General features: G+C 45.8%; 24 protein-coding genes. 13 read left to right on the top strand and 11 right to left on the bottom strand.

Annotated elements, in window-relative coordinates; all coding sequences use genetic code 11:
• Window positions 1-99 precede the first annotated feature (99 nt).
• The 4 genes from ACGHVY_RS19110 to ACGHVY_RS19095 are packed head-to-tail and all read left to right on the top strand — an operon-like array spanning window position 100 to window position 7,289.
• Window positions 100-4,425 carry a CusA/CzcA family heavy metal efflux RND transporter gene (locus tag ACGHVY_RS19110; RefSeq protein WP_390600719.1) on the top strand — a complete coding sequence of 1,442 codons (4,326 nt, stop codon included), beginning with the start codon at window positions 100-102 and terminating at the stop codon, window positions 4,423-4,425.
• Between the two features lie 49 nt (window positions 4,426-4,474).
• The gene (locus ACGHVY_RS19105) at window positions 4,475-5,374 is read left to right on the top strand and encodes an efflux RND transporter periplasmic adaptor subunit (protein WP_390600717.1); all 900 of its coding nucleotides are present in this window, start codon (window positions 4,475-4,477) and stop codon (window positions 5,372-5,374) included.
• A 29-nt stretch (window positions 5,375-5,403) separates the two neighbouring features.
• Window positions 5,404-6,465: a sensor histidine kinase gene (locus tag ACGHVY_RS19100; RefSeq protein WP_390600715.1), complete on the top strand. Its 1,062-nt coding sequence runs from the start codon at window positions 5,404-5,406 to the stop codon at window positions 6,463-6,465.
• 23 nt (window positions 6,466-6,488) lie between these two features.
• Complete coding sequence (locus ACGHVY_RS19095) at window positions 6,489-7,289, top strand: LytR/AlgR family response regulator transcription factor (protein ID WP_390600713.1); 801 nt, start codon at window positions 6,489-6,491, stop codon at window positions 7,287-7,289.
• A gap of 84 nt (window positions 7,290-7,373) precedes the next feature.
• On the opposite strand, the gene ACGHVY_RS19090 is transcribed toward ACGHVY_RS19095, so the two are convergent.
• Window positions 7,374-7,838, bottom strand: a complete 465-nt coding sequence (locus ACGHVY_RS19090) for a helix-turn-helix transcriptional regulator (RefSeq protein ID WP_308746606.1) — start codon at window positions 7,836-7,838, stop codon at window positions 7,374-7,376.
• Between the two features lie 331 nt (window positions 7,839-8,169).
• On the opposite strand from ACGHVY_RS19090, the gene ACGHVY_RS19085 reads away from it, so the two are divergent.
• From ACGHVY_RS19085 to ACGHVY_RS19050, 8 genes are all read left to right on the top strand, one after another.
• Window positions 8,170-9,117: a hypothetical protein gene (locus ACGHVY_RS19085; RefSeq protein WP_390600711.1), complete on the top strand. Its 948-nt coding sequence runs from the start codon at window positions 8,170-8,172 to the stop codon at window positions 9,115-9,117.
• 193 nt (window positions 9,118-9,310) lie between these two features.
• Entirely contained in the window at window positions 9,311-9,652 is a 342-nt protein-coding gene (locus ACGHVY_RS19080) for a DUF6633 family protein (RefSeq protein WP_390600985.1), read from the top strand.
• A 189-nt stretch (window positions 9,653-9,841) separates the two neighbouring features.
• Window positions 9,842-10,294 carry a hypothetical protein gene (locus ACGHVY_RS19075; protein ID WP_390600709.1) on the top strand — a complete coding sequence of 151 codons (453 nt, stop codon included), beginning with the start codon at window positions 9,842-9,844 and terminating at the stop codon, window positions 10,292-10,294.
• Window positions 10,295-10,352: 58 nt separating this feature from the next.
• A complete protein-coding gene (locus ACGHVY_RS19070) occupies window positions 10,353-11,177 on the top strand; it encodes a DNA-directed RNA polymerase subunit alpha C-terminal domain-containing protein (protein WP_390600707.1) in 825 nt (274 codons plus the stop codon).
• A 230-nt stretch (window positions 11,178-11,407) separates the two neighbouring features.
• On the top strand, window positions 11,408-11,926 hold the full coding sequence (locus tag ACGHVY_RS19065) for an HU family DNA-binding protein (protein ID WP_390600705.1): 519 nt from the start codon (window positions 11,408-11,410) through the stop codon (window positions 11,924-11,926).
• A gap of 90 nt (window positions 11,927-12,016) precedes the next feature.
• Window positions 12,017-12,367, top strand: a complete 351-nt coding sequence (locus ACGHVY_RS19060; RefSeq protein ID WP_308746612.1) for a hypothetical protein — start codon at window positions 12,017-12,019, stop codon at window positions 12,365-12,367.
• A gap of 49 nt (window positions 12,368-12,416) precedes the next feature.
• Entirely contained in the window at window positions 12,417-13,334 is a 918-nt protein-coding gene (locus ACGHVY_RS19055; protein ID WP_390600703.1) for an N-acetylmuramoyl-L-alanine amidase, read from the top strand.
• 68 nt (window positions 13,335-13,402) lie between these two features.
• Window positions 13,403-14,287 carry an Rpn family recombination-promoting nuclease/putative transposase gene (locus ACGHVY_RS19050; RefSeq protein WP_390600701.1) on the top strand — a complete coding sequence of 295 codons (885 nt, stop codon included), beginning with the start codon at window positions 13,403-13,405 and terminating at the stop codon, window positions 14,285-14,287.
• 66 nt (window positions 14,288-14,353) lie between these two features.
• On the opposite strand, the gene glmM is transcribed toward ACGHVY_RS19050, so the two are convergent.
• From glmM to ACGHVY_RS19010, 8 genes are all read right to left on the bottom strand, one after another.
• Window positions 14,354-15,745, bottom strand: a complete 1,392-nt coding sequence (gene glmM / locus ACGHVY_RS19045) for a phosphoglucosamine mutase (RefSeq protein WP_308745744.1) — start codon at window positions 15,743-15,745, stop codon at window positions 14,354-14,356.
• A gap of 38 nt (window positions 15,746-15,783) precedes the next feature.
• Window positions 15,784-16,455, bottom strand: coding sequence for a DUF4827 domain-containing protein (locus ACGHVY_RS19040; RefSeq protein WP_308745745.1), 672 nt, complete (start codon window positions 16,453-16,455; stop codon window positions 15,784-15,786).
• A gap of 118 nt (window positions 16,456-16,573) precedes the next feature.
• A complete protein-coding gene (locus tag ACGHVY_RS19035; RefSeq protein WP_175631105.1) occupies window positions 16,574-17,611 on the bottom strand; it encodes a bifunctional oligoribonuclease/PAP phosphatase NrnA in 1,038 nt (345 codons plus the stop codon).
• 46 nt (window positions 17,612-17,657) lie between these two features.
• The gene (locus ACGHVY_RS19030) at window positions 17,658-19,817 is read right to left on the bottom strand and encodes a ComEC/Rec2 family competence protein (protein ID WP_390600698.1); all 2,160 of its coding nucleotides are present in this window, start codon (window positions 19,815-19,817) and stop codon (window positions 17,658-17,660) included.
• Window positions 19,818-19,827: 10 nt separating this feature from the next.
• Entirely contained in the window at window positions 19,828-20,478 is a 651-nt protein-coding gene (gene rpe / locus ACGHVY_RS19025; RefSeq protein ID WP_308745747.1) for a ribulose-phosphate 3-epimerase, read from the bottom strand.
• Window positions 20,479-20,544: 66 nt separating this feature from the next.
• On the bottom strand, window positions 20,545-21,513 hold the full coding sequence (fmt, locus tag ACGHVY_RS19020) for a methionyl-tRNA formyltransferase (protein WP_390600696.1): 969 nt from the start codon (window positions 21,511-21,513) through the stop codon (window positions 20,545-20,547).
• 73 nt (window positions 21,514-21,586) lie between these two features.
• Window positions 21,587-23,380: a chloride channel protein gene (locus tag ACGHVY_RS19015; RefSeq protein WP_308745749.1), complete on the bottom strand. Its 1,794-nt coding sequence runs from the start codon at window positions 23,378-23,380 to the stop codon at window positions 21,587-21,589.
• Complete coding sequence (locus ACGHVY_RS19010) at window positions 23,381-23,944, bottom strand: L-threonylcarbamoyladenylate synthase (RefSeq protein ID WP_390600693.1); 564 nt, start codon at window positions 23,942-23,944, stop codon at window positions 23,381-23,383.
• A gap of 78 nt (window positions 23,945-24,022) precedes the next feature.
• On the opposite strand from ACGHVY_RS19010, the gene ACGHVY_RS19005 reads away from it, so the two are divergent.
• Window positions 24,023-24,460, top strand: coding sequence for an acyl-CoA thioesterase (locus ACGHVY_RS19005; protein ID WP_390600983.1), 438 nt, complete (start codon window positions 24,023-24,025; stop codon window positions 24,458-24,460).
• Between the two features lie 87 nt (window positions 24,461-24,547).
• Here ACGHVY_RS19005 and ACGHVY_RS19000 read toward each other — a convergent pair whose 3' ends face one another.
• Entirely contained in the window at window positions 24,548-25,954 is a 1,407-nt protein-coding gene (locus ACGHVY_RS19000; RefSeq protein ID WP_390600692.1) for an alkaline phosphatase, read from the bottom strand.
• A gap of 57 nt (window positions 25,955-26,011) precedes the next feature.
• Window positions 26,012-26,866, bottom strand: a complete 855-nt coding sequence (locus tag ACGHVY_RS18995; RefSeq protein ID WP_390600691.1) for a phosphodiester glycosidase family protein — start codon at window positions 26,864-26,866, stop codon at window positions 26,012-26,014.
• Window positions 26,867-26,912: the final 46 nt, after the last annotated feature.

Genomic DNA, 26,912 nt, shown 5'->3' with positions numbered 1-26,912 from the left:
CACTTCGCCCTGCAATTTTTCCACTTCATCCGTTCCTGATTACGATGAACGCAGATAGTCCGTAGTTTTGTAACATGAAATAATAACACAAAGAGAATCATGTTTACAGCTATTGTACGTTTTTCAATCAAGAAGAAGCTGTTTGTAGGGCTCACTACCCTCTTCCTGCTTATCGGCGGTATCTACGCGATGTTGACATTACCTATCGACGCCGTGCCCGATATCACCAACAACCAGGTACAGATTGTGACCGTGTCGCCCACCCTTGCACCGCAAGAGGTAGAACAGCTCATCACCATGCCTATCGAACTAGCGATGAGCAACATCATGAATGTAGAAGATATCCGTTCCGTCAGCCGCTTCGGGCTATCGGTAGTGACCGTCGTGTTCAAAGAAAGCGTCCCTACCCTCGATGCCCGGCAGCTTATCAACGAACAGATACAAACCGTTGCCGGAGAGATTCCCCCCGAACTTGGAGCACCGGAAATGATGCCCATCACCACCGGACTCGGAGAAATCTACCAGTACATACTGAAAGTAGCTCCCGGTTACGAAGAGAAATACGATGCCATGGAACTACGCACCATTCAGGACTGGATGGTGAAACGCCAGTTGTCCGGCATACCGGGTATCGTAGAAATCAACAGCTTCGGCGGCTACCTGAAACAATATGAAGTCGCCGTCGACCCGGACGCACTCTTCTCACTGAACATCACCATCGGCGAAGTGTTCGAAGCCCTCAGCAGCAACAACCAGAACACAGGCGGAAGCTACATTGAAAAAGCAAACAACGCCTATTATATCCGGTCGGAAGGTATGATTACCCAGACGAAGGACATCGAACGCATCGTTGTAGCCAACCGGAACGGTATTCCGGTACATATCAGCGATGTAGGCGTAGTCCGTTTCGGCTCTCCCAAGCGTTTCGGCGCCATGACAATGGACGGTGAAGGCGAATGTGTAGGCGGAATCGCCATGATGCTGAAAGGAGCCAACGCCAACGTCGTCACCCAGGAACTGGAAAAACGAGTAGAGAAGATACAGCACCTGCTGCCCGAAGGAGTCAGCATCGAACCTTATCTGAACCGCTCGGAACTGGTGAACCGGAATATCTCAACCGTTGTCAACAACCTGATTGAAGGTGCAATTATCGTATTCCTCGTACTTATCATCTTCCTCGGCAATGTACGTGCCGGACTGATTGTCGCGTCAGTCATTCCGCTGGCAATGCTCTTTGCCTTTATCATGATGCGCCTTTTCAATGTCACCGCCAACCTGATGAGCCTCGGCGCCATCGACTTCGGTATCGTTGTGGACGGCTCTATCGTCATACTGGAAGGTATCCTTGCCCATATCTACGGCAAGCAGTTCCGGGGACGGACGCTCACCCGTGAAGAGATGGATGCAGAAGTGGAAAAAGGAGCATCCGGCGTAGTCCGCTCGGCCACTTTCGCCGTATTGATTATCCTGATAGTATTCTTCCCCATCCTCACCCTGAACGGAATTGAAGGAAAATACTTCACCCCGATGGCAAAAACACTTGTATTCTGTATCATCGGAGCCTTGATTCTTTCACTCACCTATGTCCCGATGATGGCATCGCTCTTCCTGAAACATACCATCGTGGTGAAACCGACACTCGCCGACCGTTTCTTCGAGAAACTGAACAGCGTATATCAACGTTGCCTGCGTTCCTGCCTGCATCACAAGTGGCGTACCGTCATCGTAGCCTTTGCCGCGCTAATCGGCTCGCTCTTCCTCTTCACCCGGCTGGGTGCCGAATTTATCCCGACTCTGGACGAAGGCGACTTCGCCATGCAAATGACATTGCCTGCCGGAAGTTCGTTGTCAGAAAGTATCGAAGTATCCCGTCTGGCAGAAAAGACGCTGATGGACAAATTCCCGGAAATCAAGCACGTAGTTGCCAAAATCGGAACGGCGGAAGTCCCCACCGACCCGATGGCAGTAGAAGACGCCGACGTGATGATTATCATGAAACCTTTCAAAGAATGGACCAGCGCAGGAAACCGTGCGGAAGTGGTGGATAAGATGAAAGAAGCACTCGAACCGCTGTCCGAGCGTGCCGAATTCAACTTCTCGCAACCGATACAGCTCCGTTTTAATGAACTGATGACAGGCGCCAAAGCCGATATTGCCGTCAAACTGTATGGAGAAGACACCCACGAACTCTACGAGAAAGCAAAAGAAGCCGCCGCCTATGTAGAAAAAGTGCCGGGAGCGTCAGACGTCATCGTAGAGCAGACAATGGGATTGCCCCAGCTTGTTGTAAAATACAACCGCAACAAGATAGCCCGCTACGGCATCAACATAGAAGAGCTCAACACGATTATCCGAACCGCCTATGCCGGAGAATCCAGCGGCGTAGTGTTTGAAAACGAACGAAGGTTCGACCTCGTCGTCCGTCTCGACCAGGAGAAAGTGGCGGATTTGAATCTCGACAAATTGTTTGTGCGCACTTCCGAAGGAATCCAGATTCCGGTCGGAGAAGTAGCGAGCATAGACCTCGTCAGCGGACCTCTCCAAATCAACCGCGACGCTACGAAACGCCGTATCGTCATCGGTGTCAATGTGCGCGACGCGGATATACAGCAAGTGGTGGCGGACATACAAAAGACATTGGACAAGAATGTCAAGTTGAAACCGGGATATTACTTCGAATACGGCGGTCAGTTCGAGAACTTGCAGAACGCCATTCACACGCTGCTCATTGTCATTCCGGTAGCATTGATGCTCATCCTGTTGATTCTGTTCTTTGCTTTCAAGAATATCACCTATACACTGATGGTATTCTCCACCGTTCCGCTGTCGCTTATCGGCGGTATCGTCGCCCTTTGGCTGCGCGGACTTCCGTTCAGCATATCGGCGGGTGTAGGCTTCATCGCATTATTTGGCGTGGCAGTACTGAACGGTATCCTCATGGTGAATCACTTCAACGAACTTCGTAAACAAAACACTTACCCCATGAGTACAAACCGAATCATCGCCAAGGGAACTCCGCATCTGCTTCGTCCCGTATTCCTGACAGGCTTGGTGGCATCATTGGGATTTGTCCCGATGGCCATCGCCACTTCCGCCGGCTCCGAAGTGCAACGCCCGCTGGCAACTGTCGTTATCGGCGGATTGATTATCTCCACTATATTGACATTGCTTATCATCCCGGTGTTCTACAAGATTGTAAACTCCTTCGCAACCTGGAAACGTCCGGGAGTCAAGTTTCACCTGCCGTTCTTCGTCCTTCTTCCGCTGTTCCTATTGATTCCTTCTTTCGTTTCCGCGCAACAGGCATCGACCGTCACTTTGGAACAGGCTATCGAGATGGCGAAACAGAATCACCCCCGTCTGAAAATGGCAACCAACGCCATCCAACAAGCCAAGGCTACCCGTGGAGAGATTGTAGAAGCTACCCCTACCTCATTCAGCTATTCCTGGGGGCAGCTCAACGGAGAGAACAAGAAAGACAAGGAACTGGCTTTCGAGCAAAGCCTGGGTTCTCTGCTCACTCCGTTCTACAAGAATGCATTAGTCAACCGCCAAGTGAAAACAACCACATTCTATCGTCAGATGGTGGAGAAGGAAGTCACGGCAGAAGTGAAACGGGCATGGGCGTACTACCAATATGCCGCCAACCTCTGTGCAATGTACCGCGACCAGGACAAGATGGCGGAAAAGTTACAGCATATCGGTGAACTGCGTTATCAACAGGGGGAAATCACCCTGCTCGAAAAGAATATGATGACAACTATCGCCGCCGAACTGCACAACCGTTGGTTCCAGGCACAGGAAGAAGAGAAAATGGCTTTGGCACGCTTCCGTTGGAGTTGTTATTCAGACCAGCCGCTTGTTCCGGCAGATTCTACCTTATCACTGTTTTATACCAGTCTTTCAGACGGGACGCTGTCGGGAGCACACACTGCTTACTTTCAAAGTCAGGCGGACGAAGCGAAAGCCATGCTTCATGTAGAGCGGAGCCATTTCTTTCCGAAAATCAGCGTGGGATATACCCGCCAGGATATTCTTCCGTTGAAGAATCTGAATGCGTGGATGGTGGGTGTCTCCTTCCCTATCTACTTCCTGCCCCAAAAGAGCAAGGTAAAGCAAGCACGGTTATCCGCTACCTCAGCACAGATTCAGGCAGACGCGAACATTCGCGAATTGAGAAACAAGGTATTTGAGTTGGAAGCCTCACTCCGCAGATACAACGAGAGTCTACGCTACTACACTTCTTCCGCCTTGAAAGAAGCGGACGAGTTGACCAAGGCTGCCAATCTCCAGTTGCAACAGAGCGAAACGGGTATAGCGGAATACATACAGTCCATAACAACCGCCCGGGATATTCGCCGCGGCTATATCGAGACTGTCTACCAATATAACATTGCCGCATTAGAGTATGAACTATTTAGATAAATTGAGAATTGAGAGTTTTGATAATACATTCTATTATAAAATACAGAAGATGAAGAAGATATTTTACCCTGTCCTTTTACTTGCTTTGACAGCTTGTAAGGGCAATCAACAGACTACGGATAACGAAACTGGGATGGTTTCCGCAACTGAAGTTGCGACAGACACTGTAGCGAAACAACCCGAAGTGGATGCCATCACTTCCGCAACTTCAAAACCGAATCAGGTTTCATTCAACGGGCGCATTGTTCTCCCGCCCCAACGACAAGCAACCATAGCCTTAACGATGGGTGGAGTGGTCAAGAACACCTCCCTGTTGCCCGGACAACATATAGCTAAAAACGCAGTTATCGCCACCTTGGAAAATCCGGAATTCATCACCCTGCAACAGACTTATCTGGACAGTCATGCACAGGCGGAATATCTCCTGGCGGAATACGAGCGTCAAAAAGCACTTTCCGCCGAACAAGCGGCTTCGCAAAAGAAGTTCCAACAAAGCAAAGCGGATTATCTCTCCATGAAAAGCCGCCAGGATGCCGCTGCCGCGCAACTCTCACTTCTGGGCGTCACCCCGGAAACATTGCTAAAGAACGGTATCCAGCCATTGCTGGAAGTGAAAGCCCCCATCAGCGGCTATGCAGCCAATGTGGCAATGAATATAGGCAAATATATCAATCCGGGCGAAGCTCTTTGTGAGATTATTGATAAAAGCTCCCCGATGCTCTGCCTGACTACTTACGAAAAAGACCTTGCAGACATCCAAACAGGCAGTCTCGTGCAATTCCGCGTCAACGGGATGGGAACGCAGACATTCAACGGCACAGTAGTCTCCATCGGACAAAAAGTGGACGAAACCAACCGTTCGCTCGAAGTATATTCCTCTATCAAAGAGACAAACGCACAATTCCGACCAGGCATGTATGTCACAGCACATATTCAGAAAAACGATTAATCGCTAAAAAATTCCCTTATCTTTGCAGTATGATAGTAAAGGCAATAAAAAAAGACAAATATGTGCTCTCCACAGTCATCATTTCGGTGGCTGTGGCGGTGCTAATCCATTTCCCGGAATCCGTATCCCTTTTCGACCGTTTCGAGAGTCATTCGTTATTTCCCGGAATGAAGTTTATGGATGTGGCTAATGAGATACTCTTTACTTTTCTGTCTTTGCTCCTGCTCTTCGCCGTCAATACACGGCTGTTCCATTTCAACCAGTCGTCTATCAAGATTACGGGAACAAAGATTCTGCTCTCTTTCGTCCTGACGTGGATATTGAGCAACCTGCTGGGGCAGGTCTTTGTCTTCCTGCACAAGACATTTGACATTCCGGCTATCGACGCGATGGTACACCATTATCTGCATCCGCTGAGGGATTTCATCATGGCGTGTCTTGTCACCAGCAGTTGTTATATCATCCATCTGATATACCGCCAACAGCAGGTGCTTATTGAGAACGAGCAACTCCAGGCGGAAAATATCCGCAACCAATACGAGGTCTTGAAAAACCAGCTCAACCCGCATATGCTATTCAATTCGTTAAACACGTTGCGTTCATTGGTACGTGAGAATCAGGACAAAGCCCAGGATTATATTCAAGAGCTTTCCCGGGTACTGAGATATACCCTGCAAGGCAACGAGTCACAGAGTGTCAGCCTTCGAGAAGAAATGGAATTCGCTTCCGCTTATATCTTCCTGTTAAAGATGCGTTTTGAGAACAACCTGCAGTTCGACATACAGATAGACCAGGCATACGAAGATTTCCGGCTTCCGCCGATGGCTGTGCAGGTATTGATTGAGAATGCCGTAAAACACAATGAAATCAGTAACCGGAAACCGCTGGCTATCCATATCACCACAGACGGGAATGGCTACTTATCCGTCAGCAACGACATTCAGCCCAAATGGACCGCTACCCCCGGAACGGGTATCGGACTGGTTAATCTTGCCAAGAGATACCACCTCTTATTCAAGCAAGATATACAAATCACAGAGGATAAAGAATTTACCGTTTCTATTCCCCTGATTGATGAAGCACAACAATAACAGTGATATATAAACAAAACACCATGAAGACTGTCATTATAGAAGACGAAAAGGCAGCGGTACGCAACCTTTCCTCACTGCTCAACGAAGTAAAACCGGACGCAGAAATTGCTGCCGTACTGGATAGTATCGGTTCCACTATCGAATGGTTCGGCTCTCATCCGATGCCGGACTTGATATTCATGGATATTCATCTGGCGGACGGCTCGGCTTTCGAGATATTCAATCATGTCAGTATCACTTGCCCGATTATCTTCACCACCGCCTATGACGAATATGCTCTGCGGGCTTTCAAAGTGAACAGTATCGACTATTTGCTGAAACCTATCGGTAAGGAAGACATCGAACGTGCCCTCGCCAAACTGGGAAACTTGCAGCACACCGCCGCCCCCGACGACTGCGAACCGCGCCACAACCCACACCAGGCAGAAGAGCTGCTACAACTTTTCCATTCGCTCAAAAAGCAGGAGAACTATAAGACGCACTTCCTTATCCCAATGAAAGGAGACAAGCTCTTGCCTGTCTCCATAGATATGATACAATTATTTTATATCAAAGATTGCCAGGTTAAAGCTGTTTTAACCGACGGCACAGAATACAACTTTACCCAAACACTGGACGAACTGACCGACTGTCTCAATCCTCACCTTTTCTTCCGCGCCAATCGCCAATACCTGGTTTCGCGGGAAACTATCAAAGACATTGATTTATGGTTCAACAGCCGGTTATCCATCAATGTACGCTATTCAGGAATCAAGGAAAAGATTCTGGTCAGCAAGGCACGGGTGGCGGAGTTCAAGGAGTGGTTCTCTAAGAAACAATAACATACGCCCGGACAAGAAATGACTTTCAATAACCAGGCTGGTACTTCATCTTTTTTCCCAATTCACTACTTTCCGGAGCCTCTATCAGAAGTCGGACTTATTCTCTTTCTGAAGCAGTTCTATCTTATACTCCAACCGCCCGATGCGGCGGTTCAGCTCCATTATCGTCTCATCCTTCCGTTCGAGCAGTTCGAGCAGTTGCTTGTTATAAAGATGCTCTCCTTCATTGGACGAAACAATCTCCGGAGAAACGGGCGGCGCGTCAATGTCATTCAAATTGAAATTTTGACGGACATTTTTCAGCCAGTCCGGCAGCGCTTCCAAGTCGGAAGCGGTCAATAAATTATTCAGCATCATATCGGTGGGAAGACGGAATAGCTTGCACAACTTCACCAATACTTTAAAATCCGGCGCTGTCACCTCTTTTTCATAATTAGAGATTGTATTAGCCTTCACACCCAGCTTTTCTGCCAACCCAGACTGGGTTATCCCTATCAATTTCCTGATAAATATCAGGTTTCTTGAGAAATATATCAAATCTTCCGACATAATCTTTTGTTTTATCAATACTAATCTCTACTTTTACCGCCGAAATGAAGAAACAGAGTCTCCCATTTATCAAGTAATTGGGGACAAATATAATAAATTAATAGATATTATACCCAAATGGAACAGAAAAGTAACCAACATCAGCGCACTCCCCTCATTCCACCTAGAGGATGGAAGCAAAAAGTAGCCCTACTTGCAGGAGTTTCAGAGAAAACAGTGTACAATACGCTAAGCGGACGCATCCTCGGTCCAAAATCGCGGCAAGTCATCGATGCATACCGCAGAATCATGGCTCAGGACGACGATGAAGAACCTAAATCAAGATACTGACATGGAAACCAGAAGATACATTAACGTACGTACCTGGAGCGAGACATGGTTTGAAGACCTCTCTGCTACCGACAAACTGGTTTGGATTTATCTGAACACCAATTCTTCTACCAATATGCTGGGGGCTTACAACACATCCATACGCAGACTGGCTTACGAATGCCATATCAGCGAACCGGCAGTCCGGCGAAGTATCAAGAAGCTTGAAGTCATCAAGAAAGTAATATACCATGAAGGGTATGTCATCATTATCGACTGGATGGCACAACAATCCATGAACCCCAGCATGAAAATTGCCGCGCGGAAAGAATATGACAAGCTACCGGAACAAATACGGCTGTTATTATCCGAACAAACCCACAGAGATATAGAAAAGACAAGACAGCTACCGGAACAGGATGCTTCCCGTCTTCCCGCTCCAAACGGTGTCCCGCAGGGGGAAAAGGAAGAGGAAGAAGAATACTACGAACAGGAACACGAAGAAGAACACGGAATGGCGGAAGAGAAACATCGAATGCCGGAAGAGGAACAGAAAACCGGAAATCCGGAAGAGGAATCTACCGTCATCCCCACACGAAAGGCTTATCTTAAGGCTGTCCAAAATAAGGAATGGCTCAAGACGCTTTGCCAAAACCATCACCTGAAACAACCGGAACTGGAGAAATGGCTCGAGCATTTCTGCCGGAAACTGCAGAACGAGGGGGAATCACGAAAATCGGTACGGGACTTCCGCCGGCATTTCGCTTCCTGGCTAGATATTCAACTCAACTCTTCCAATCACTCTAAAGACCACTATCATGACAACTATCACGCAAACAACGAAACAGCAACCGCAACAAACGGACATTTCACAACAGACATCAATCCCCTTCTACAATCCGAAGCCGAGCAACGGTTCGAGCAGCTCCGAGCTACAGGCACTTTACCAACGCTTCCCGACACCGAATGATTTCTTTCATGCTTATCCGCCCTCACTTCAGCAACGCATCCTCATAGCAGGATATACTCCCGCCACTCTCGCGGACAGAAAGGATATTCCTTCGCTGACTCTGATTGGCAATCTCTACGGCGGTTCCACCCCCGTGGAATGGTTGAAAGGGCAACTCTACAGTCTGAATGTTCTCGCCGAAACCCGTTGGCAGATGTCGCGCGAGCAACTGAATGAAACGGTATCGCTCATTCTCTGTGCCTATCCGTGGCTAAGCGCCGCTGACATTTGTCTTTTCATCGCCCGCGTGAAAATAGGTACATACGGCCCGTTCTACGGCAGCATCACTCCACTGAAAATTATGGAGTTCCTTCGCCAGTATGCCAAGGAATGTCGCAAGGGCAAAACGACCGCCACGCCTTCCGACACTATTCCCGTCCCCGAACCGGGGGAACGGAAGCCCGTGACGTATGAGGTGTATCAGGAAACAGTCCGAAAGGCTAATGCCGGCGATCCGGATGCTATCCGGGAATTGGAACGTCCACCGGGAAAATAACAGAGACACTCCTCATTTGGTGACTATTTTTACTCGGTGCCGAAGGGTGCCTTCCCCGGTGCCGAAGGGTGTCTTCCCCGGTGCCGGACGGTATCTGCCCCGGTGGCGGATGCTAACTATCCCGATAACGGACTTTTCCGGTCTGCCCACTTCCTTTTTCAAGTTCAAACCTCACTAATTTGATTTATCATGTCTTATACATTGCGTTTCCAAATCAAGCCCTTACTCGCAGAATATCTGTATGGACGATATGCTGACTCCATAGAAAACGGTAGCCTGCATCTCCCTGCGGGTTGCTACCTGCAATTCACCCTTCAAGAATCACTTTCCCGCCGACCTGCCAACGCTCCGCTCCGCGAAACAGGAAATCTCTGCCTGCGACTGACTGCCCCACATCGGGGAAAAAATCCGGCAAGTTACAATTATCTGACACAAGACGCCATCCGGCTTTTCGAGCAACGAACACTGAATCAACTTCAACTTGAACTTTTCGACAGGATGATTATCGACCGACGCCAACTGGGAATTCCTTATATCGAATCTGTCCGCTGCTTCATCGAACGATACAATATCAACAGTATCAGCGAAGAAGGGCTAATGAAGGCATTCTGGAGATGGAAATCACATTTCTCAACCAATTGATGACCGTTAGTCTAAAAATTCTTTATCTTTGTTGCTGTATAACAAAAAAACAAACCCGATGAAAAAGAATTATATCACACGACAAGAAGCGGCGGAAATATTCAATGTACACCCTCAAACCATCAAAAACTGGATAGACAGAGGATTATTACTGGCAGGAAAGAGAGCAACCACCGGTACGCTTGTGGATTTTCAATCAGTAGAAGCACTGCAAGCATCTTTCGGAAATATCAAGGAGGCAGAAAGGAATATCAAAGAATACAAAGCGGAGATTAGCAAACTGGAACAAGAGTATCAGCAAATATGCAGGAACCTTAGGGACAGAAACTGGATATACAGCGATATTTATAAAAACAGTAATTTACTGGTCACTTTATTCGGTATAGCATACCAAATGTTGTCTGTCAATAAAGACGAAAGAACTCTCGACATCGTAAGAATGTTCCTTCGCGGACATAAAATCGAAGAAATCAGCGCAAAGCATCAACTCACCCCGACACGAATCAGAACTCTTCTTTCACAAGGCATGAAGCGACTGGAATTCGGCAAAAAATACGTGGAACTGCTTGAAGAAAATAAACGTTTACTCAATCTAAGCATAAACATCTCTACGGAGAACATGGAATTGGACCGACAATTAAAAATCAAGCAAGAAAAAGAAAGAGCTCAGAAAGAAATATTAGGCATTAAAATCAGAAAACTTCCTATATCCACTCGCTGCAAAAACGGCCTGTCTGTACTAGACGTATACACATTAGGAGATCTAATCCAGCATAGCCGATGGGAAGTCAGCAGAATACGCCTCTTGGGCGAGAATTCACTGAAAGAACTTGATGACCTACTGGATTCCTATAATCTCGACTGGTTTATACCTAGCCGATAAACTGCCGCTCTTCCTCCTTCTTTTGTCCGTATCCTTACCTGATGGGGAAATCTTCCTGACAATGAGACTTTCAAAGCAACAGTAACAAACTGATATGCAGATACATAAAGTTTCACAAGACAGCATTTCCCCTGTCCTTGTCCCCTCGCCATCGAACCCTTATCTTTGTATCGTTAACGTTAGCGAAGTAATAAGAATTTAGAAACTAAAACAAAGAAAGGAAACCGATTATGGCAATCTTATTCAAAAAAATCACAAGACCTGTCGACCTGACAAACATGGATTCGGCTAAAAAGACTTATCCGCAAATCACGTACCAGTACAGCAATCCGAGTACTTTGGACGAAATCGCCCAGGAGATAGGCCGGACTTCCGGTGTAAGCGAAGGTGAAGCCTTCAGTGTATTAAAGGATTTCAGGACATTATTGAAGCAGAAGTTAATTGACGGACGGATAGTCAACATCAGCGGCCTGGGATACTTCTATCTTGCCGCCCAAAGCAAAGGGACAGATGCGGCAGAGGATTTTACCGCTGCCGACATCACAGGCTTGCGTATCTGCTTCCGTGCCAACAAAGATATTCGTCTGAACACGGGAACCACCACACGTACCGACGGATTGAGTCTGAAAGATGTGGACCGCGTAAATAAGACCAGCGGTTCGGAGGGAACAGACAACCCGGACGATAACAAACCCGGTGGCAATCCGGATGATGGCGGAGAAACACCGGATCCAGACCCGGCTGCATAACATTCCTGCATAAAACGTAAAAGTGCCCCAGACTAACTAGCCGCAAAGCAAGTAAAGTACTCAACGGGCACTTTTATTGTATCTCCCCTTATGGAAACAGCGAATATTATTACCCTTATCAGTGCTTTAGGCGGACTGGAAGCTATAAAATGGCTCATTCACTTCCTGACGCACCGCAAAACGGATGCACGCCGCGAGGAAGCGTCTCTGGATGACCTGACAGCCGAAAACCACCGAAAACAGGTGGACTGGCTGGAAGAACGACTCTCCCAACGGGATACGACTATCGACTCTCTCCAAAATGAACTGCGGAAAGAACAAGCCGACAAACTGGAATGGATAAACCATTGCCACGAAACGGAATTAGCTCTCAAGGAACTGGAAATCAAGCAATGTGTTATTCACGGATGCACGCATCGTACTCCGGCTTCCGACTACTAAATCCTTTATATTCATTATTACCACCTCTCAAATAAACATGAAACGAATCATGAGAACAATCGACTCAATCATTATCCACTGTTCCGCCACACCTTGCGGACAAGATTTCACCGCGGCAGATATAGACCGATGGCACCGCCAACGGAGTTTCAACGGTATCGGCTATCATTTTGTTATCCGCCTAGATGGAACTATCGAGAACGGACGAGCTATCGAAAAACCGGGCGCACATTGTATCGGCTGGAACAACCGAAGCATCGGCATCTGCTATATCGGCGGACTGGACGCTTGCGGGCATCCTGCCGATACGCGTACTCCGAAACAAAAAGAAGCCATGAAAACGCTTATCAGCCGGCTGCAACATGAATATTTCGGCATACGGACCATCCTCGGACATCGTGACACTTCACCCGACCTGAATGGTGACGGACGTATAGAACCGAATGAATTCATCAAAGCCTGCCCATGCTTTGATGTCAGAACCTGGCTGCGGGGTGTATCGCTGACCGGATTATGTCTTGGACTCTGCTTATATACGGCTTCTTGTAGTAGCTACAAGAGTTCCACCTTGTCAACGGAAAAGGCTGATGTTTCCATCATTTCTCAAACTACGCAAGAAACACGGCAGAAAAAGGATGCACACTTATCACAGAAGCAAGCGTCGGACTCTTCTGCCCTTCATCAAAGTTCCATTGAGGAATATATGGAACAAACGACTATTATACATCGGAAAAGACAGAATGCGTCTACCGCAGAGAAGAATTACAACGAACAAAAAACTGACACCCTAATGATGAATGCCGGAAAGAGTAAGGAAAAGACAGATATGACTTATCAAATCGTCCGGCAACAAAAACAGAGTGAAAAGCAGAAGAGAACTGGATATGCCACGTTATGGCTTATCGGTGGCGGATGCGCAGGCGCTTTACTGCTTTTCAGACAAGTCCGGCAGATAAGAAAAAAATAAGCCAAGTCAGTGCTAAAGTGAGCAAAAAAGAACTACCTTTGTTATAACATACACAACCAACAAGTATAATGGGAAGATTTATCAATCCCTTTACCGACTATGGCTTTAAGTTTTTATTCGGCAGAGAGGTAGAAAAGGAGCTGTTAATCGACTTCTTGAATGATTTGCTCGTAGGCGAGCACGTAATCACCGACATACAGTTCCTCAACAACGAACAACTGCCGGAAGTAAAAACAGAACGGGGAATCATCTACGACATCTACTGCGTAACCGACACCGGCGAGCGTATTATCGTAGAAATGCAGAACAGGGAACAGCCTTATTTTAAAGACCGTGCACTGTTCTATCTCTCAAGAGCTATCACGCAACAAGCCAAAAAGGGAATCTGGGATTTCCAATTGGATGCTGTATATGGAGTGTTCTTCATGAATTTTGTGATGAACAAGGACATACCCGCAAAGATAAGAACAGATGTCGTCTTAGCTGACCGGGATACTGGAAAAGTCTTCAACGGAAAGTTCAGACAGATTTTTATCGAACTGCCTAACTTTAACAAAGAAGAGGATGAATGTAGTACTGACTTTGAACGTTGGATTTATATTTTAAAGCATATGGATACACTTGACCGAATGCCTTTCAAGGCTCGTAAAGCCGTCTTCGAACGACTGGAAAAGATGGCTTCCAAAGCAAATATGACCCAAGAAGAAAGGGCACAATACGAAGAGGAATGGAAATTCTATAACGACTATTTCAATACGCTGGACTTCGCCCAAAAGAAAGGCTTGGAAGAAGGAAGAAAGAAAGGTCTGGAAGAAGGCAGGAAAGAAGGCAAAGAGGAAGGTATGCTGGAAGCCCGTATCGAAACTGCCCGAAAATTAAAAGAACTGGGAGTTGCCACTGAGGCTATTGCATCAGCAACCGGATTCTCACCCGATGAAATTGAAAGCCTATAATAATAAAAGAAAGGAGAGCTTGGTTGTCAAGCTCTCCTTTCTTTTATTTCGATATAAATGAGACTGTTATTTCTTCGCCAGCTCATTAATCACATTCATAATCTTCTGACCGATTTCTTCGGCAGCTTCCATTGTAGATGCTTCGCTATATACACGGATAATGGGTTCCGTATTACTCTTGCGCAAGTGCACCCATTTATCAGCAAAGTCAATCTTCACACCGTCGATGTCATTGATTTCTTCATCTTTATAGATTTCCTTTACCTTAGCAAGGATAGCGTCTACGTCAATTTCCGGAGTAAGGTCTACACGGTTCTTAGCGATAAAGTAAGGCGGATAAGTAGCGCGGAGTTCGCTGACTTTCTTTCCTTCGTGAGCCAAGTGGCTAAGGAATAAAGCGATACCTACCAATGCGTCACGTCCGTAGTGGCTGGCGGGATAGATTACTCCCCCGTTTCCTTCACCACCGATAACGGCATTGGTTGCTTTCATCTTCGTTACTACGTTCACTTCGCCTACGGCAGAAGCATTGTATTCCATACCGTATTTGCGGGTTACATCACGCAGGGCACGGGTAGAACTCAGGTTTGATACCGTGTTGCCCGGAGTATGCTTCAGTACATAGTCGGCAACAGTAACCAGTGTATATTCTTCACCGTACATTACCCCATTTTCGCAAATCATTGCCAGACGGTCAACATCAGGGTCCACTACAAATGCTACATCCGCTTTTCCACCTTTCATCAAGTTCATGATGTCACCGAGGTTCTTTTCAAGCGGTTCCGGGTTGTGTTGGAAGTTTCCGGTAGGTTCGCAGTAGAGTTTTTCTACATGCTTCACACCCAGACGTTCCAAAAGTTCAGGAAGGATGATGCCGCCTACTGAATTGACACAGTCGATAGCTACACGGAAATCAGCTTTTTTGATAGCCTCAACATCTACCAGGTCAAGAGCCAATACGCTGTCGATATGTTTTTGATTGTAGGTAAGGTCTTTGCGATAAGAACCCAGGTGGTCTACATCTGCATAGTCAAATTCTTCAGCTTCGGCGATACGAAGTACTTCGTTACCTTCGGCTGCATTGAGGAATTCGCCATGTTCATTCAGCAATTTCAGCGCATTCCACTGTTTCGGGTTGTGAGAAGCTGTCAGGATAATACCGCCACAAGCGCCTTCCATTGTTACAGCTAGTTCTGTGGTCGGAGTAGAAGCCAGGTCGATGTCTACAACATCCCAGCCCATTCCCATCAAGGTGCCGACTACTACGTTTTTTACCATTTCACCTGAGATGCGGGCATCACGTCCCACTACAATTTTGTTGCTCTGTACTTTGCAAGTTTTGCGAATCAAAGTAGCATAAGCTGAGGTGAATTTAACAATGTCAAGCGGATTCAGTCCTTCACCCGCGCCTCCGCCGATTGTTCCGCGGATGCCAGAGATAGATTTGATTAGAGTCATAGGTTTCTTACTAAAAGATTTATTTAAATGTTAGTGTCTTAGCTTCGTCTTTTACGGAATTCCGTGATATCATAGAAGTAAGGAGTCACGTATTGTTGCGCTGACTGGTGTCCCATTTTTGAAGGAACGATAAGACGTACGTGAGCATTGTCACGCAGATAAGGCAATGCTAAAAGCCATCCTTGAGGCACAGCAGTACTTGCATAATATTGTCCCCATACATAGTCCATCTCTATGAATGTACCGGCTGAATAAGTTTCTGCTTTCACATAACGGAATACGGCAGGATAAGCATATAATTGTCCGGCATCCATGTATTCTTCCAAAGGAATATTGAAGGCTGCGAGTTCACGGGTATCAACGTTTGTTTCCGCATAACGGGTACAGATGATGTTGCCGTCTACAAATTTATAAGCATCTTTATCATTTACATCATAGTCTCCACGGTCTATAATCTGCATATATACCCCCTCACCGGAGAAGAAGACGAATTCATCATAAGCATCTCCATTCGCTTTCGCTTTCGTCACGGTATCATTCCGCTCGAATTCATCTACAGAAATCACATGAATCGCACTATCTTTGATAAACCTCTCTACAGCATTTTTCTCATCTTCCAGCATTTCTGCATAGGTCTTTGAATTGTCGCATGCCTGGAACAGACTTCCAGCGGTTAACAAGGAGAGAAATAAAAATACAAGTTTCTTCATTATCTGTTATTTAGCTATATTCCGTACAAATGTATCTTAAAATCATCAAAAGTTGAAAGGGGGAAGTTGAAAGTTCGTATCTTTTAACCTTTCCATATTCACTTTTAACCTTCCATCTTTAGCTTTTGGCTGTTAGTAATGGTTTATACTTCTCCAATGCTTTCTCGAAAACCGCTTTTGCTTCTTCCATCGTTCCGAAAAATTCACCGCCGGACGCGTTCAGATGCCCACCGCCGTGAAAAAATTCGGCAGCTAGCTGATTGCATGGGAAAGTCCCCACCGAACGAAGGGAAATCTTAATCATCGGCTTCTCGGTATCTTCCCGCAAAAAGCAGGAGAAACAGACGTTCTTGATGGTAAGAGGGATATTGACAAAACCCTCACTATCACCTTTTATATAATTAAACTTGCTTTGCTCGGCTTTTGTCAACGTTATCAATGCAGCGTTATAATCCGAATAAACAGTCATGTTCGACAATACGTATCCCATCAGGCGCAAACGGCTCTCGGAGTATGTATTGTAGACTTTACGGTAGATATCATCCTTGTCAATTCCTTTGGAAAGAAGTTCGCTGATGATGAAGTAAATCTCCCGGTTGTTCGAGTTGTAGGTAAAGCCACCGGTATCTGTCATCATACCTGTGTAAATGCATTCGGCACCTTCCTTGGATATGTCACTGAAATAACCCATCCGGCAAATCAGGCGGAATATCAGTTCGGAAGTAGAAGAAATCTTGGGATAAGACATGGTTATCTTACAGAATTCTTCGGGATACAAATGATGGTCTATCATTATCTTACGGGCAGGAGAAGCCGCTACAGCATCCGCCATATCGTCAATACGCTTCAATGCATTGAAATCCAGGCAACAGATTACGTCAGCTTCAGCTATCAGTTTGTCCGCAAAATCCTTGTAACGGTCGTACAGAAGAATATCCTTGCTACCCGGCATCCATCGCAGGAAATCGGGAAAGGCGTTAGGCACGATTACGTTTACTGTCTTTTCCTGTGAGTCCAGAAAATGATATAATCCCAGTGAGGAACCAATGGCATCGCCATCAGGAGATACATGAGATACAATTACTATTTTGTCAGCTCGTTCGAACCATTTTGTGAAATGGTCTATTTTGGCTTGTTCTATTACTTTTGTTAACATACTCATCTATTTTATCAGGGTGCAAATGTACGATAATTCTTTGTACTTAGAGCAAAAAGCAAACAGAACCTTCTTCGGATAAAGAGATAAAACGCAAACCGGATTGCCTGCACTCCTCTTCAAGATGTTTTTTGCGGCGTTCCGAAAGAGAGGCATCCAACAGGATACAGCCGGGAGCAAAGAGTTTGGTTAGTTCTTCCAGATGACCGTCATAGCCTTTGCATAAGTAAAGATAATCAATAGTATATAACGCAGAAACAGCCGATTTGTTCCGCCAACGGTTGTCGGTCACCATGCAGACACGGCATCCGTAATAGGATATTATTTGTTGCTGACGGGAAAATGCGCCGGTCTGACAATCGGCAGTTATTTCTTCCGGCAATAGAAGGTGGTGGTGATTCCAATAGTTAGTTGCCACCCGTTTCAGAAGTTTCTTGTCCGGGAGTGTATCGACATAGTTTATCCAGGAATGCCCGTCACTCTCAATGCAATGGACAGCCGGACAACCGCGCACATTGTAAAAGACCAGGCTGGACTGCGGACGACCAATCCAATACATCATAACATGGCAAACACTTAATAACAGGATGGAACAAAGACAGATTATCAGATTCCTGCACCGTCGAACCTTGAAATAATAGAACAACAGAGACAGAAAGACATAAATACCGAATACTTCCAATTGATAAAGCCATATTCCATCAATAGATGAATAAGGTAGTTGTTCCACCCATCGTACAAATAGATTCAGAACTTCCAATAGTCTTCTTACTCCTTCCGCTACCCATACCTGAAACCACGAAATCGGAGTGAGGAACAACATAAGAATAGCAACATACAAGATGATGGTTACCAAAGGAATAACAACTAAATTAGTCAGCAGAAAGTGTGTGGAGAAGCGGGAAAAGTAAAACATTACCAGTGGAGCCGTCCCCACTTGTGCAGCAATGGATACACTCAGTATTCCCCAAACATATTTACCTATTTTATTTTTCATTGTAAACAAACGGTAGACAGGTGGCTGAAGAAGTAAAATAGAAATTACTGCAACAAAAGAAAGTTGAAAGCCTACATCAAACAGCCATACCGGATTACAAAGCAACATTATCCAGGCAGTAGCAGCCAATGTATTCAAAGAAAAAGATTGGCGGCCGAATATACCCGCAACAGCCAAAAGAGAAAACATAGTGACCGAACGGACTACCGATGGTGAAAGTCCTGTAAGAAAGGCAAAAGCCCATAATAAAAGAAAGAGCAAAACAGCACGTACACATCGGCCTGTTTTCCCTCTTTTGGCTAGTGGTTTCAAGATAAAGAGAAGCAAGGCACATAAAAGCCCGATATGCAGACCGGATAGAGCAAGAATATGACTTGCGCCGGCTATAGAATAGCTCTCACGAACTGATTCACTCAGGTCTGTCTTATCTCCTATGGTCAATGCAGAAAGCACGGCCAGCTCATCATCATCAAATCCTAACTCACGATAAAGAGAGATTACTTTCCCCCGACAAAAGTTGGCTATATTCCTAAGATTAAGAATACTCATACCGGAAGAACGATTAACGGTATCGCCTGGCGGTAAAGATAAAGAAATAGGGGATGAGTTTGAAGATAACAGAATCCACTTTCCGGATGGGACGTAGCCCGTTCCACTAATCCCCCTCCTCGTCAGATAGCGGGCATAATCAAATTCATCGAAGTTCTTATTGTTGACAGGTGGAGATATGCGGGTGGATACTAACAGTTCATCTCCGCTCTTTAATCGGGAACTTGCCGAATCTCGTTGCAGATAAAGGATTGATTTTCGTTCTATCGGGTAGCTGTCGATAGAGTCACAATGTTCCTTTAATAATACTTGGCAGAGATAAGTATGTTCCTTAGCTTGAGGCACGTCCGTTATCAAAACCCGATAAACAGTCTCTTCTTTCGGAAAAGTATAATCCGTTGTTTGTTGCAGTTGCCAAGTTATGCCAATCCATCCGCCTGTAAAACAAAGAGCAAAGGCAATAATCCCGAAACACCAGCGCAATGCGTAACGTTCAAGGAAATAAAAGGCTATGGACAATCCAAAGAAAAAGCAGAATAGAAGAATTCCCCAGAAGAGTTGCGGTGAACAACCGAAAAAGCGGTCACCACAAAAAACGCCTGCTATCCAAGGGATAATCAGGCGTATAGACGGATATTTATGAAGATAAAACGTATTCAACGCGTTATAACTACAAGTTATGCAGTTGGCGAATCATCCCTTCAGGGTCCGGGGCTGCAAAGACTGCATTGCCCGCCACCAAGGCATCGGCTCCTGCCTCAACGAGACGGGCACCTGTTTCCAAATTTACGCCCCCATCCACTTCAATCAAGGCTTTCGAACCTGTCCGTTCAATCAAGGCACGCAGTTCGCGTACTTTCTCTACTGAATGTTCTATGAACTTCTGTCCGCCGAATCCCGGATTAACACTCATGACAAGCACCATATATACATCTTGGATAATATCCTGGAGCAAAGCTACCGGAGTTGCCGGATTGATTGTCACGGCAGGTTGCATTCCAGCTTCCTTGATTTGCTGAATCACGCGGTGCAAGTGCGGACAAGCTTCATAATGCACGTTCATCGTATGAGCACCCAGTGCTTTCACTTCCGGAATAAACTTCTCCGGGTTTACAATCATCAGATGCACATCCAGCGGTTTCTTGCTCAACTTTGCAACATATTTCAGTACCGGAAAGCCGAATGATATATTAGGGACAAATACTCCGTCCATAATATCAATATGTACCCATTCCGCCTCACTGCGGTTCACCATTTCAATATCTTTCGCCAAGTATCCGAAATCGGCGGAAAGAATGGAAGGAGCGATAATTGGTTTCATAATTCTTTTATTTTAGGTTCGGTTTGTCTCAAATTCGAGACAGTTCATGTTATCTATATTATTGGGTTATTTCATCTTACATCCATCTGCCAGACGGTATCCGCGAAGCAATTCATCCGTTTTCAGACGTTTTTTGCCGGGGAATTGCAATGAAAGGACAGATACGAATCCATCCGGCACAGCTACCTTAATGTATTTCTTTCCATCCGACACAATCATTCCGACGGGCAGTTGGTGGGATTCGATAATCTTCTCGGTTTCAAAGACTTTCACGACTATGGTTTCGCCTTCAGAAGTAGTGAGTTCGCTCCATGCAGCAGGATAAGGGGATAGTCCGCGGATAAAATCATAGACTTTCTTCACCGGTTGGTTCCAGTCAATCCGGCAGGTATCCTTGAATATTTTCGGAGCGGAACAAAGCTCACCGACAACAGCCATTTCTTCTTGGGGTATCGGTTTCACCGTACCGTTCAAGATGGCATCTACCGTTTCAACCACCAATTTACCGCCTAACACCATCAGTTTATCATGCACCACTTCCACATTATCCGTATCCGCGATAGGCACACGGACTTGCTGGATTACTTCTCCGGTATCTATCTCATGTTTCAGGAAGAAAGTAGTAATACCTGTTTCCGTATCACCGTTAATTACTGCCCAGTTGATGGGAGCAGCCCCGCGATATTGGGGAAGCAGAGACGCATGAAGATTAAAAGTGCCCAATCGTGGCATATTCCATACCACCTCCGGCAACATACGGAAGGCTACTACAATCTGCAAATCCGCTTTCCATTCACGCAATGCTTCCACAAAAGCCTCATCCTTCAACTTTTCCGGTTGAAGCAATGGCAAATTCTGTTCGAGCGCATATTGCTTGACAGGAGAATACTGTATTTTATGTCCACGTCCGGCAGGTTTATCGGGCATCGTTATCACACCCACGACATTGTAACCACCTTCTACTAACTGCCGCAGGGCCTCCACCGCAAAATCGGGAGTACCCATATATACTATTCTTAAGTCTTCTTTTTTCATAATCTTCTTACTTTTATCTACCTTTATCTGCATAGAAACCTGACTCCGGCACCTTTCCGGTTGCCGGTGCCGGCTAGTCTTCCGAAAAATGTACCAGTACTTGTCGGTATGAGTTAAATATCTTCGATTTAGAGACAAAGCCTTCATAACGTCCTTCTTCGTCAACTACGGGAAGATTCCAGGCTTTGGTATCGTCAAACGTCTGCATCACCTGTTCCATTCCGTCCGTATTGAATATCTTAGCAGGAGCAGATGTCATTAATTTACTAACAGTGAAACGATGATAAAGTTCTTGACGGAACATGATGTTGCGGATATCGTCGAGCAAGACAATTCCCAACAGTTCACCTGTTTTCTTGTCCGTTACCGGGAACACGTTTCGGTGGGAAGCAGCGATGGCTTTTACCAATTCGCCCAAGTCCATTTCGGGATGCACGACAACAAAATCCTTTTCCACCACATTCTCCATTTTCATCAATGTCAGTACTGCTTTATCTTTGTGATGAGTAAGCAGTTGTCCCCTCTTTGCCAAACGCATGGAGTAGATACTATGGGGCTCGAACGCGATAATTGTCAGATACGAACTCACAGATACAATCATCAGCGGAAGGAACAAGTCATACCCACCGGTCAGTTCTGCAATCAGGAACACCCCTGTCAATGGGGCGTGCATAACTCCGCTCATTACTCCAGCCATTCCCATCAAAGCGAAATTCTTTTCGGGCAGATAGGCAGAAAATTCAAAGTCATTGCTGAAATGGGAAAAGACGAACCCGGCAATACAACCCAGGTACAGTGAAGGAGCAAAGATACCGCCACAACCACCGCCACCATTCGTCGCACTGGATGCAAAAACTTTCAGCAGGATAATCAGTATCAGATATACCAGCAACAGGTTGCCATAGCCGTAGAACATAGAGTTGTTCATCACCGTATCCCACTCCGCGGCAGACGTACCATTCAACAAAAGGTTAATCGTATCGTATCCTTCACCGTAAAGAGGCGGGAAAAGGAAAATCAGTATGCTCAACATCACGCCACCGAAAGCCAGTTTTTTATAAGGATTCTTCAGTTTCCCGAAAACGCCTTCCACTGAGTTCATGGCACGTGTGAAATAGAGAGAAATCAGTCCGCAAAAGATGCCCAAAAGGATAACGAAAGGAATACGTTCCAATTCGAATGCCTGGTCGAGATGAAACTTGAACATGGCTTCCGTACCGGTAGTTATATAGGAAACGGTAGCCGCCGTCACTGCCGAAATCAGCAGAGGAAGCAGAGAAGACATGGTCAGGTCAATCATCAGCACTTCCAAAGTAAATACCAGTCCGGCAATCGGTGCCTTAAAGATACCGGCAATGGCGCCTGCCGCTCCACAGCCTACGAGCAACATCAAGGTACGATGCTCCATCTTGAATACGCTTCCCAAATTGGAGCCGATAGCCGAACCTGTCAGAACAATCGGTGCCTCTGCTCCTACCGAACCACCGAATCCGATGGTTATCGCACTGGCGATGGTGGACGACCAGATATTATGTCGTTTGATGCGTCCCTGCCTGCGGGAAATGGCATATAGAATCTTGGTTACTCCGTGGCTGATGTCATCTTTGACAATGTTACGCACAAACCAGCCTGCCAAAAAGATTCCGACTACCGGATATACCAGATACAGGTAGTTGGCTTCCGTTGCATTGAAATTATCGGTCAGGAAATTCTGTATCTGATGGATAAAGAACTTCAATATCAACGCGGCAAACGCTGTGAAGATTCCGACCAGGAAACTTAATATCAGGATAAATTGCTTTTCCTTTATATTCGCTTCCCGCCACTTGATGCAACGCTGCAATAAACTCAGTTTTTCCTCTTTCATTTATTCGCGAATTATCTTAATCACTCCACCTTTGTCCAACTTAATAATACTTGAGGGTTTCGGCCGGCTCATATCATCCTGGCGAAAGCCGACGATATAATCTACTGCCGATTTGATTTCATCACTGATTTCGCTGAAGTTAGCGGCACCGGGTTGTCCGCTCACATTCGCCGATGTAGAAACAATCGCTTTGCGGAATTGCTGGCAAAGGCGTCTGGAGAAATCTTCGTTTGTGACACGAATACCCACACTTCCGTCTTCCGCCAACAGGTTCGGTGCCAGATTCCGTGCACCGGAATAAATTATCGTCAACGGCTTGTCGGCTACTTCAATCAAATCCCATGCTACATCGGGAACGTCTTGTACATAAAAATCCACCTTCACGGGAGTGTCTACCAATACCAGCATAGCCTTGCTGTCAGCACGTTTCTTAATCTCATATACACGGCGTACAGCCTCTTCGTTAGTCGCGTCGCAGCCTATACCCCAAACGGTATCGGTGGGATAGAGAATCACTCCTCCTTCATTCATCACCTGACAGGCTTTTTTAATATCTTCTATCATTTCTTGATTAATTTCTGTTGAGAATAACACGCAAAAGTAGTACTTTTGCGCCGAATTCAAAAAGATTAAGTGAAAACAATGGAAGAAATCGTATTTCACCACACGTTGCCTATTCAGTTGCGCTTCAATGACGTAGACAAATTCGGTCATGTCAACAACACTGTTTATTTCTCTTTTTACGATTTAGGGAAGACTGAATACTTCGCTTCAGTATGTCCGGGAGTAGATTGGGAAAAGATCGGTATCGTTGTCGTTCATATCGAAGCGGATTTCGTAAAGCAGATTTTTGCGTCAGACCACATTGCCGTGCAGACGGCTGTCTCCAAGATAGGCACCAAGAGCTTTCACCTGATTCAACGGGTAATCGATACGGATACGAACGAGGTTAAATGCATCTGCAAGTCTATCATGGTGACTTTCGATTTGGAGAAACATGAGTCTATGCCGCTGACTAAGGAATGGACAGAGGCGATATGTAATTATGAAGGACGGGATTTGCAGAAAGCAGAGAAATAATGAATAAAATAAAGCCAACTCTCCCTATGGAACCGCTGGCTCTATTTTATATTAGGACAATATCCTCTGCCAAAGCTATAAAGCAACCTACTGCTTACTATTAAACAACTTCCGCAGCACATTAGCCATATCCGTATTGTCTCTTCTGCCCGAATAAAGAACAGCCTGCTTGCCTATCGCATACAATGGCACGGGTGCTCCCGTATGAGTTTTAGTTGTCCATCCCAATGATGCCTTCTTATCCAGCAAGGCAATAGCAGCCACCGCTAAAGGCTCATCTTTCGCGTAAAGGCTGACCACATCTTTCGACTTCTTCTTCAAGAAAGACTCTTCGTAGCAAACCAATAATTCCAGTTCTTCACGCGGAGTAATCTTAATTTGTTCCCAAAAGCCCAGGTTCTTTTTCAAGAACGCTTTCATGTCTTCCCACGAAGGAATCACCTTTCCGCTTTTCATTTCACGCATAGCAGTAGTCAATGCTTCTTGTGAACACTTCTGATATTGGAGCAAGTCAATATTCAAGTTCATATCAGAGTTACCCAGTCCAAGACCGCCTGTTTCGTGGTCGGCAGTCACTAATATCAATGTTTCGTTCGGATGCTTTTTATAGAAATCATAGGCTAGGCGGATACATTGGTCGAAGTCAATGGTTTCTTTCACAACAGCGCCACCGTCGTGGGCATGGGCCGCCCAATCTATTTTTCCGCCTTCTACCATCATAAAGAAACCCTTCTTCGCGGTTTCCTGAAAATTAGCAAGGCAGGCTTTTGTCAAGTCAGGCAAACTCAAGTCTTTGCCGGAACGGTCCATCGCATATTTCAGGCTTTTGCTCACTGTATCGGTTGGGAAGAGGAGAATTTTATCCTTTGCAGCAGCACGGTTATAAGCGTCCATTCCACGAAACATCGTATAGCCTTTCTGATTAAACAGGTCGTAAAGGCAAGGTGCCGAAGGGTTACGCTTGCTGCGAGGTTCGAGCAATCCCGCTCCGCCGAAGAAATCGAAATCGGAATTGGCGGCATCCGCTCCTATTTCGTAATACATAGAACGGTCGGGCTGTGAAGCATAGAAACCACCGGGGGTAGCGTGGTCGATAGAGGCAGAGGTGATTATTCCTATTTTATAACCTTTATCTTTCAGTTGGCGTGCCAGGGATTTTAACCCATGATTCTTTTCCGCATCCATTCCGATTACATAGTTCGTCGTTTTTTCTCCGGTTGCCAAAGCGGTAGCCGCGGCAGATGAACACGTAATCAAATGAGAAGCCGAGCGCGTGCATACTTGAGTCATCACAGGGAAAGTGGGGAATAACAGTGAACGTTCGCCCGTATCTGTTCCTACTTTCTCTGCATAAATTTGGGTTGCTTCCACATGGTTGAATCCCATGCCGTCACCGATAAACAAGAAGATATATTTGGGGACTTGTGCTCCGTTTACAACGACACTACATAATAATAATAGCCCGAACAGGGACAATCTTAAAAGTTTCTTCATTTCATTTTCCATTTTATTCGCAGCTTCAAGCCGTGCGATAGCTAATAAATAATAAGGTTATTCATAAATATAAATGATGTTGGGCACTCCGCGTTCTCCGGCATGGTCGAAACGTTTATTATCACAAGGATAATTGATGACACCATTCTCCGGTGCTCCCGACAGCCATAATGTTGTGGAACCGCCACCGTCCAGATTCAACGCATCCTTACCGCCTAATACCCGAAGCAAGTGTGCCAGTTCGGGGATATTCACCCCTTCGGCACGCCCCGGAAAACGTCCGTTCACCGTGACGAGCAGTATTTTTCCGTCCTTCGTCATGCAAACAGCACTACGGGGATGCTTGGTCCGGACAAAGTCCCTTCCACACAAGCTCCAGTCACATACCCGACCGTCCTTTAATAATAACGGGCCGGATGCCAATACTGTACCCACCTTTCGCTTATATTTTTTTTCTATCTGTCTGTTCCAGGGAATCAACTTCATCTTTCCTTTCCGTTCATAAATGGCTCCCGTGACACGCAGTTTAAACTCGTTTATCGTTGTCGTATCAATCACTTGCCTGTCCGTTTTCAGAAAACAGACAGAATTTCCATGCTTCATATCAAAGTAAGAGCCGTTGATTGCCGCAAGCGCATGATGTTCGGTAGCTATCCGGCTTGTCTTCTTCATACCGTCCGATATGACAATGCCCGCTTTCATCCCTTTGCCGGGGTCAATCTCTATCAGGTTGATAACTTGGGGACACTGATAGAGCTGAGGTATAGACGCACTCTTATGGATTATTCCTTTTTGAGAATGTGCTATCTCCCATTGTGCAGAAACGATTGCCAAAGAATCTGATACGGTCTGTCCTTTCAATGTTCCGACGGAACAGAGGACTAAGACAAGGATAACGAAGTATTTTCTCATTGTAAACAGACAGATAAATGTGTTAAGTTAATAAATTAATCAAGTT

The organism is Bacteroides sp. f07 (genome assembly GCF_042854785.1).
Lineage (GTDB): Bacteria > Bacteroidota > Bacteroidia > Bacteroidales > Bacteroidaceae > Bacteroides.
Note: the sequence above shows the minus strand (reverse complement) of the source record. Positions and strands in the feature narration are given on the sequence as shown.

Bases quoted from the DNA above. Each gene is read 5' to 3' on its own strand.
- ACGHVY_RS19085 (WP_390600711.1), top strand. From the start codon at position 8,170: ATGGAAACCAGAAGATACATTAACGTACGTACCTGGAGCGAGACATGG.
- ACGHVY_RS19110 (WP_390600719.1), top strand. From the start codon at position 100: ATGTTTACAGCTATTGTACGTTTTTCAATCAAGAAGAAGCTGTTTGTA.
- ACGHVY_RS19090 (WP_308746606.1), bottom strand. From the start codon at position 7,838: ATGTCGGAAGATTTGATATATTTCTCAAGAAACCTGATATTTATCAGG.
- ACGHVY_RS19040 (WP_308745745.1), bottom strand. From the start codon at position 16,455: ATGAAGAAACTTGTATTTTTATTTCTCTCCTTGTTAACCGCTGGAAGT.
- ACGHVY_RS19105 (WP_390600717.1), top strand. From the start codon at position 4,475: ATGAAGAAGATATTTTACCCTGTCCTTTTACTTGCTTTGACAGCTTGT.
- ACGHVY_RS19080 (WP_390600985.1), top strand. From the start codon at position 9,311: ATGTCGCGCGAGCAACTGAATGAAACGGTATCGCTCATTCTCTGTGCC.
- ACGHVY_RS18995 (WP_390600691.1), bottom strand. From the start codon at position 26,866: ATGAGAAAATACTTCGTTATCCTTGTCTTAGTCCTCTGTTCCGTCGGA.
- ACGHVY_RS19060 (WP_308746612.1), top strand. From the start codon at position 12,017: ATGGAAACAGCGAATATTATTACCCTTATCAGTGCTTTAGGCGGACTG.
- ACGHVY_RS19010 (WP_390600693.1), bottom strand. From the start codon at position 23,944: ATGATAGAAGATATTAAAAAAGCCTGTCAGGTGATGAATGAAGGAGGA.
- ACGHVY_RS19055 (WP_390600703.1), top strand. From the start codon at position 12,417: ATGAGAACAATCGACTCAATCATTATCCACTGTTCCGCCACACCTTGC.
- ACGHVY_RS19050 (WP_390600701.1), top strand. From the start codon at position 13,403: ATGGGAAGATTTATCAATCCCTTTACCGACTATGGCTTTAAGTTTTTA.
- ACGHVY_RS19075 (WP_390600709.1), top strand. From the start codon at position 9,842: ATGTCTTATACATTGCGTTTCCAAATCAAGCCCTTACTCGCAGAATAT.
- fmt (WP_390600696.1), bottom strand. From the start codon at position 21,513: ATGAAAAAAGAAGACTTAAGAATAGTATATATGGGTACTCCCGATTTT.
- ACGHVY_RS19100 (WP_390600715.1), top strand. From the start codon at position 5,404: ATGATAGTAAAGGCAATAAAAAAAGACAAATATGTGCTCTCCACAGTC.
- ACGHVY_RS19095 (WP_390600713.1), top strand. From the start codon at position 6,489: ATGAAGACTGTCATTATAGAAGACGAAAAGGCAGCGGTACGCAACCTT.
- ACGHVY_RS19005 (WP_390600983.1), top strand. From the start codon at position 24,023: ATGGAAGAAATCGTATTTCACCACACGTTGCCTATTCAGTTGCGCTTC.
- ACGHVY_RS19070 (WP_390600707.1), top strand. From the start codon at position 10,353: ATGAAAAAGAATTATATCACACGACAAGAAGCGGCGGAAATATTCAAT.
- ACGHVY_RS19015 (WP_308745749.1), bottom strand. From the start codon at position 23,380: ATGAAAGAGGAAAAACTGAGTTTATTGCAGCGTTGCATCAAGTGGCGG.
- glmM (WP_308745744.1), bottom strand. From the start codon at position 15,745: ATGACTCTAATCAAATCTATCTCTGGCATCCGCGGAACAATCGGCGGA.
- ACGHVY_RS19000 (WP_390600692.1), bottom strand. From the start codon at position 25,954: ATGAAGAAACTTTTAAGATTGTCCCTGTTCGGGCTATTATTATTATGT.
- ACGHVY_RS19035 (WP_175631105.1), bottom strand. From the start codon at position 17,611: ATGTTAACAAAAGTAATAGAACAAGCCAAAATAGACCATTTCACAAAA.
- ACGHVY_RS19065 (WP_390600705.1), top strand. From the start codon at position 11,408: ATGGCAATCTTATTCAAAAAAATCACAAGACCTGTCGACCTGACAAAC.
- rpe (WP_308745747.1), bottom strand. From the start codon at position 20,478: ATGAAACCAATTATCGCTCCTTCCATTCTTTCCGCCGATTTCGGATAC.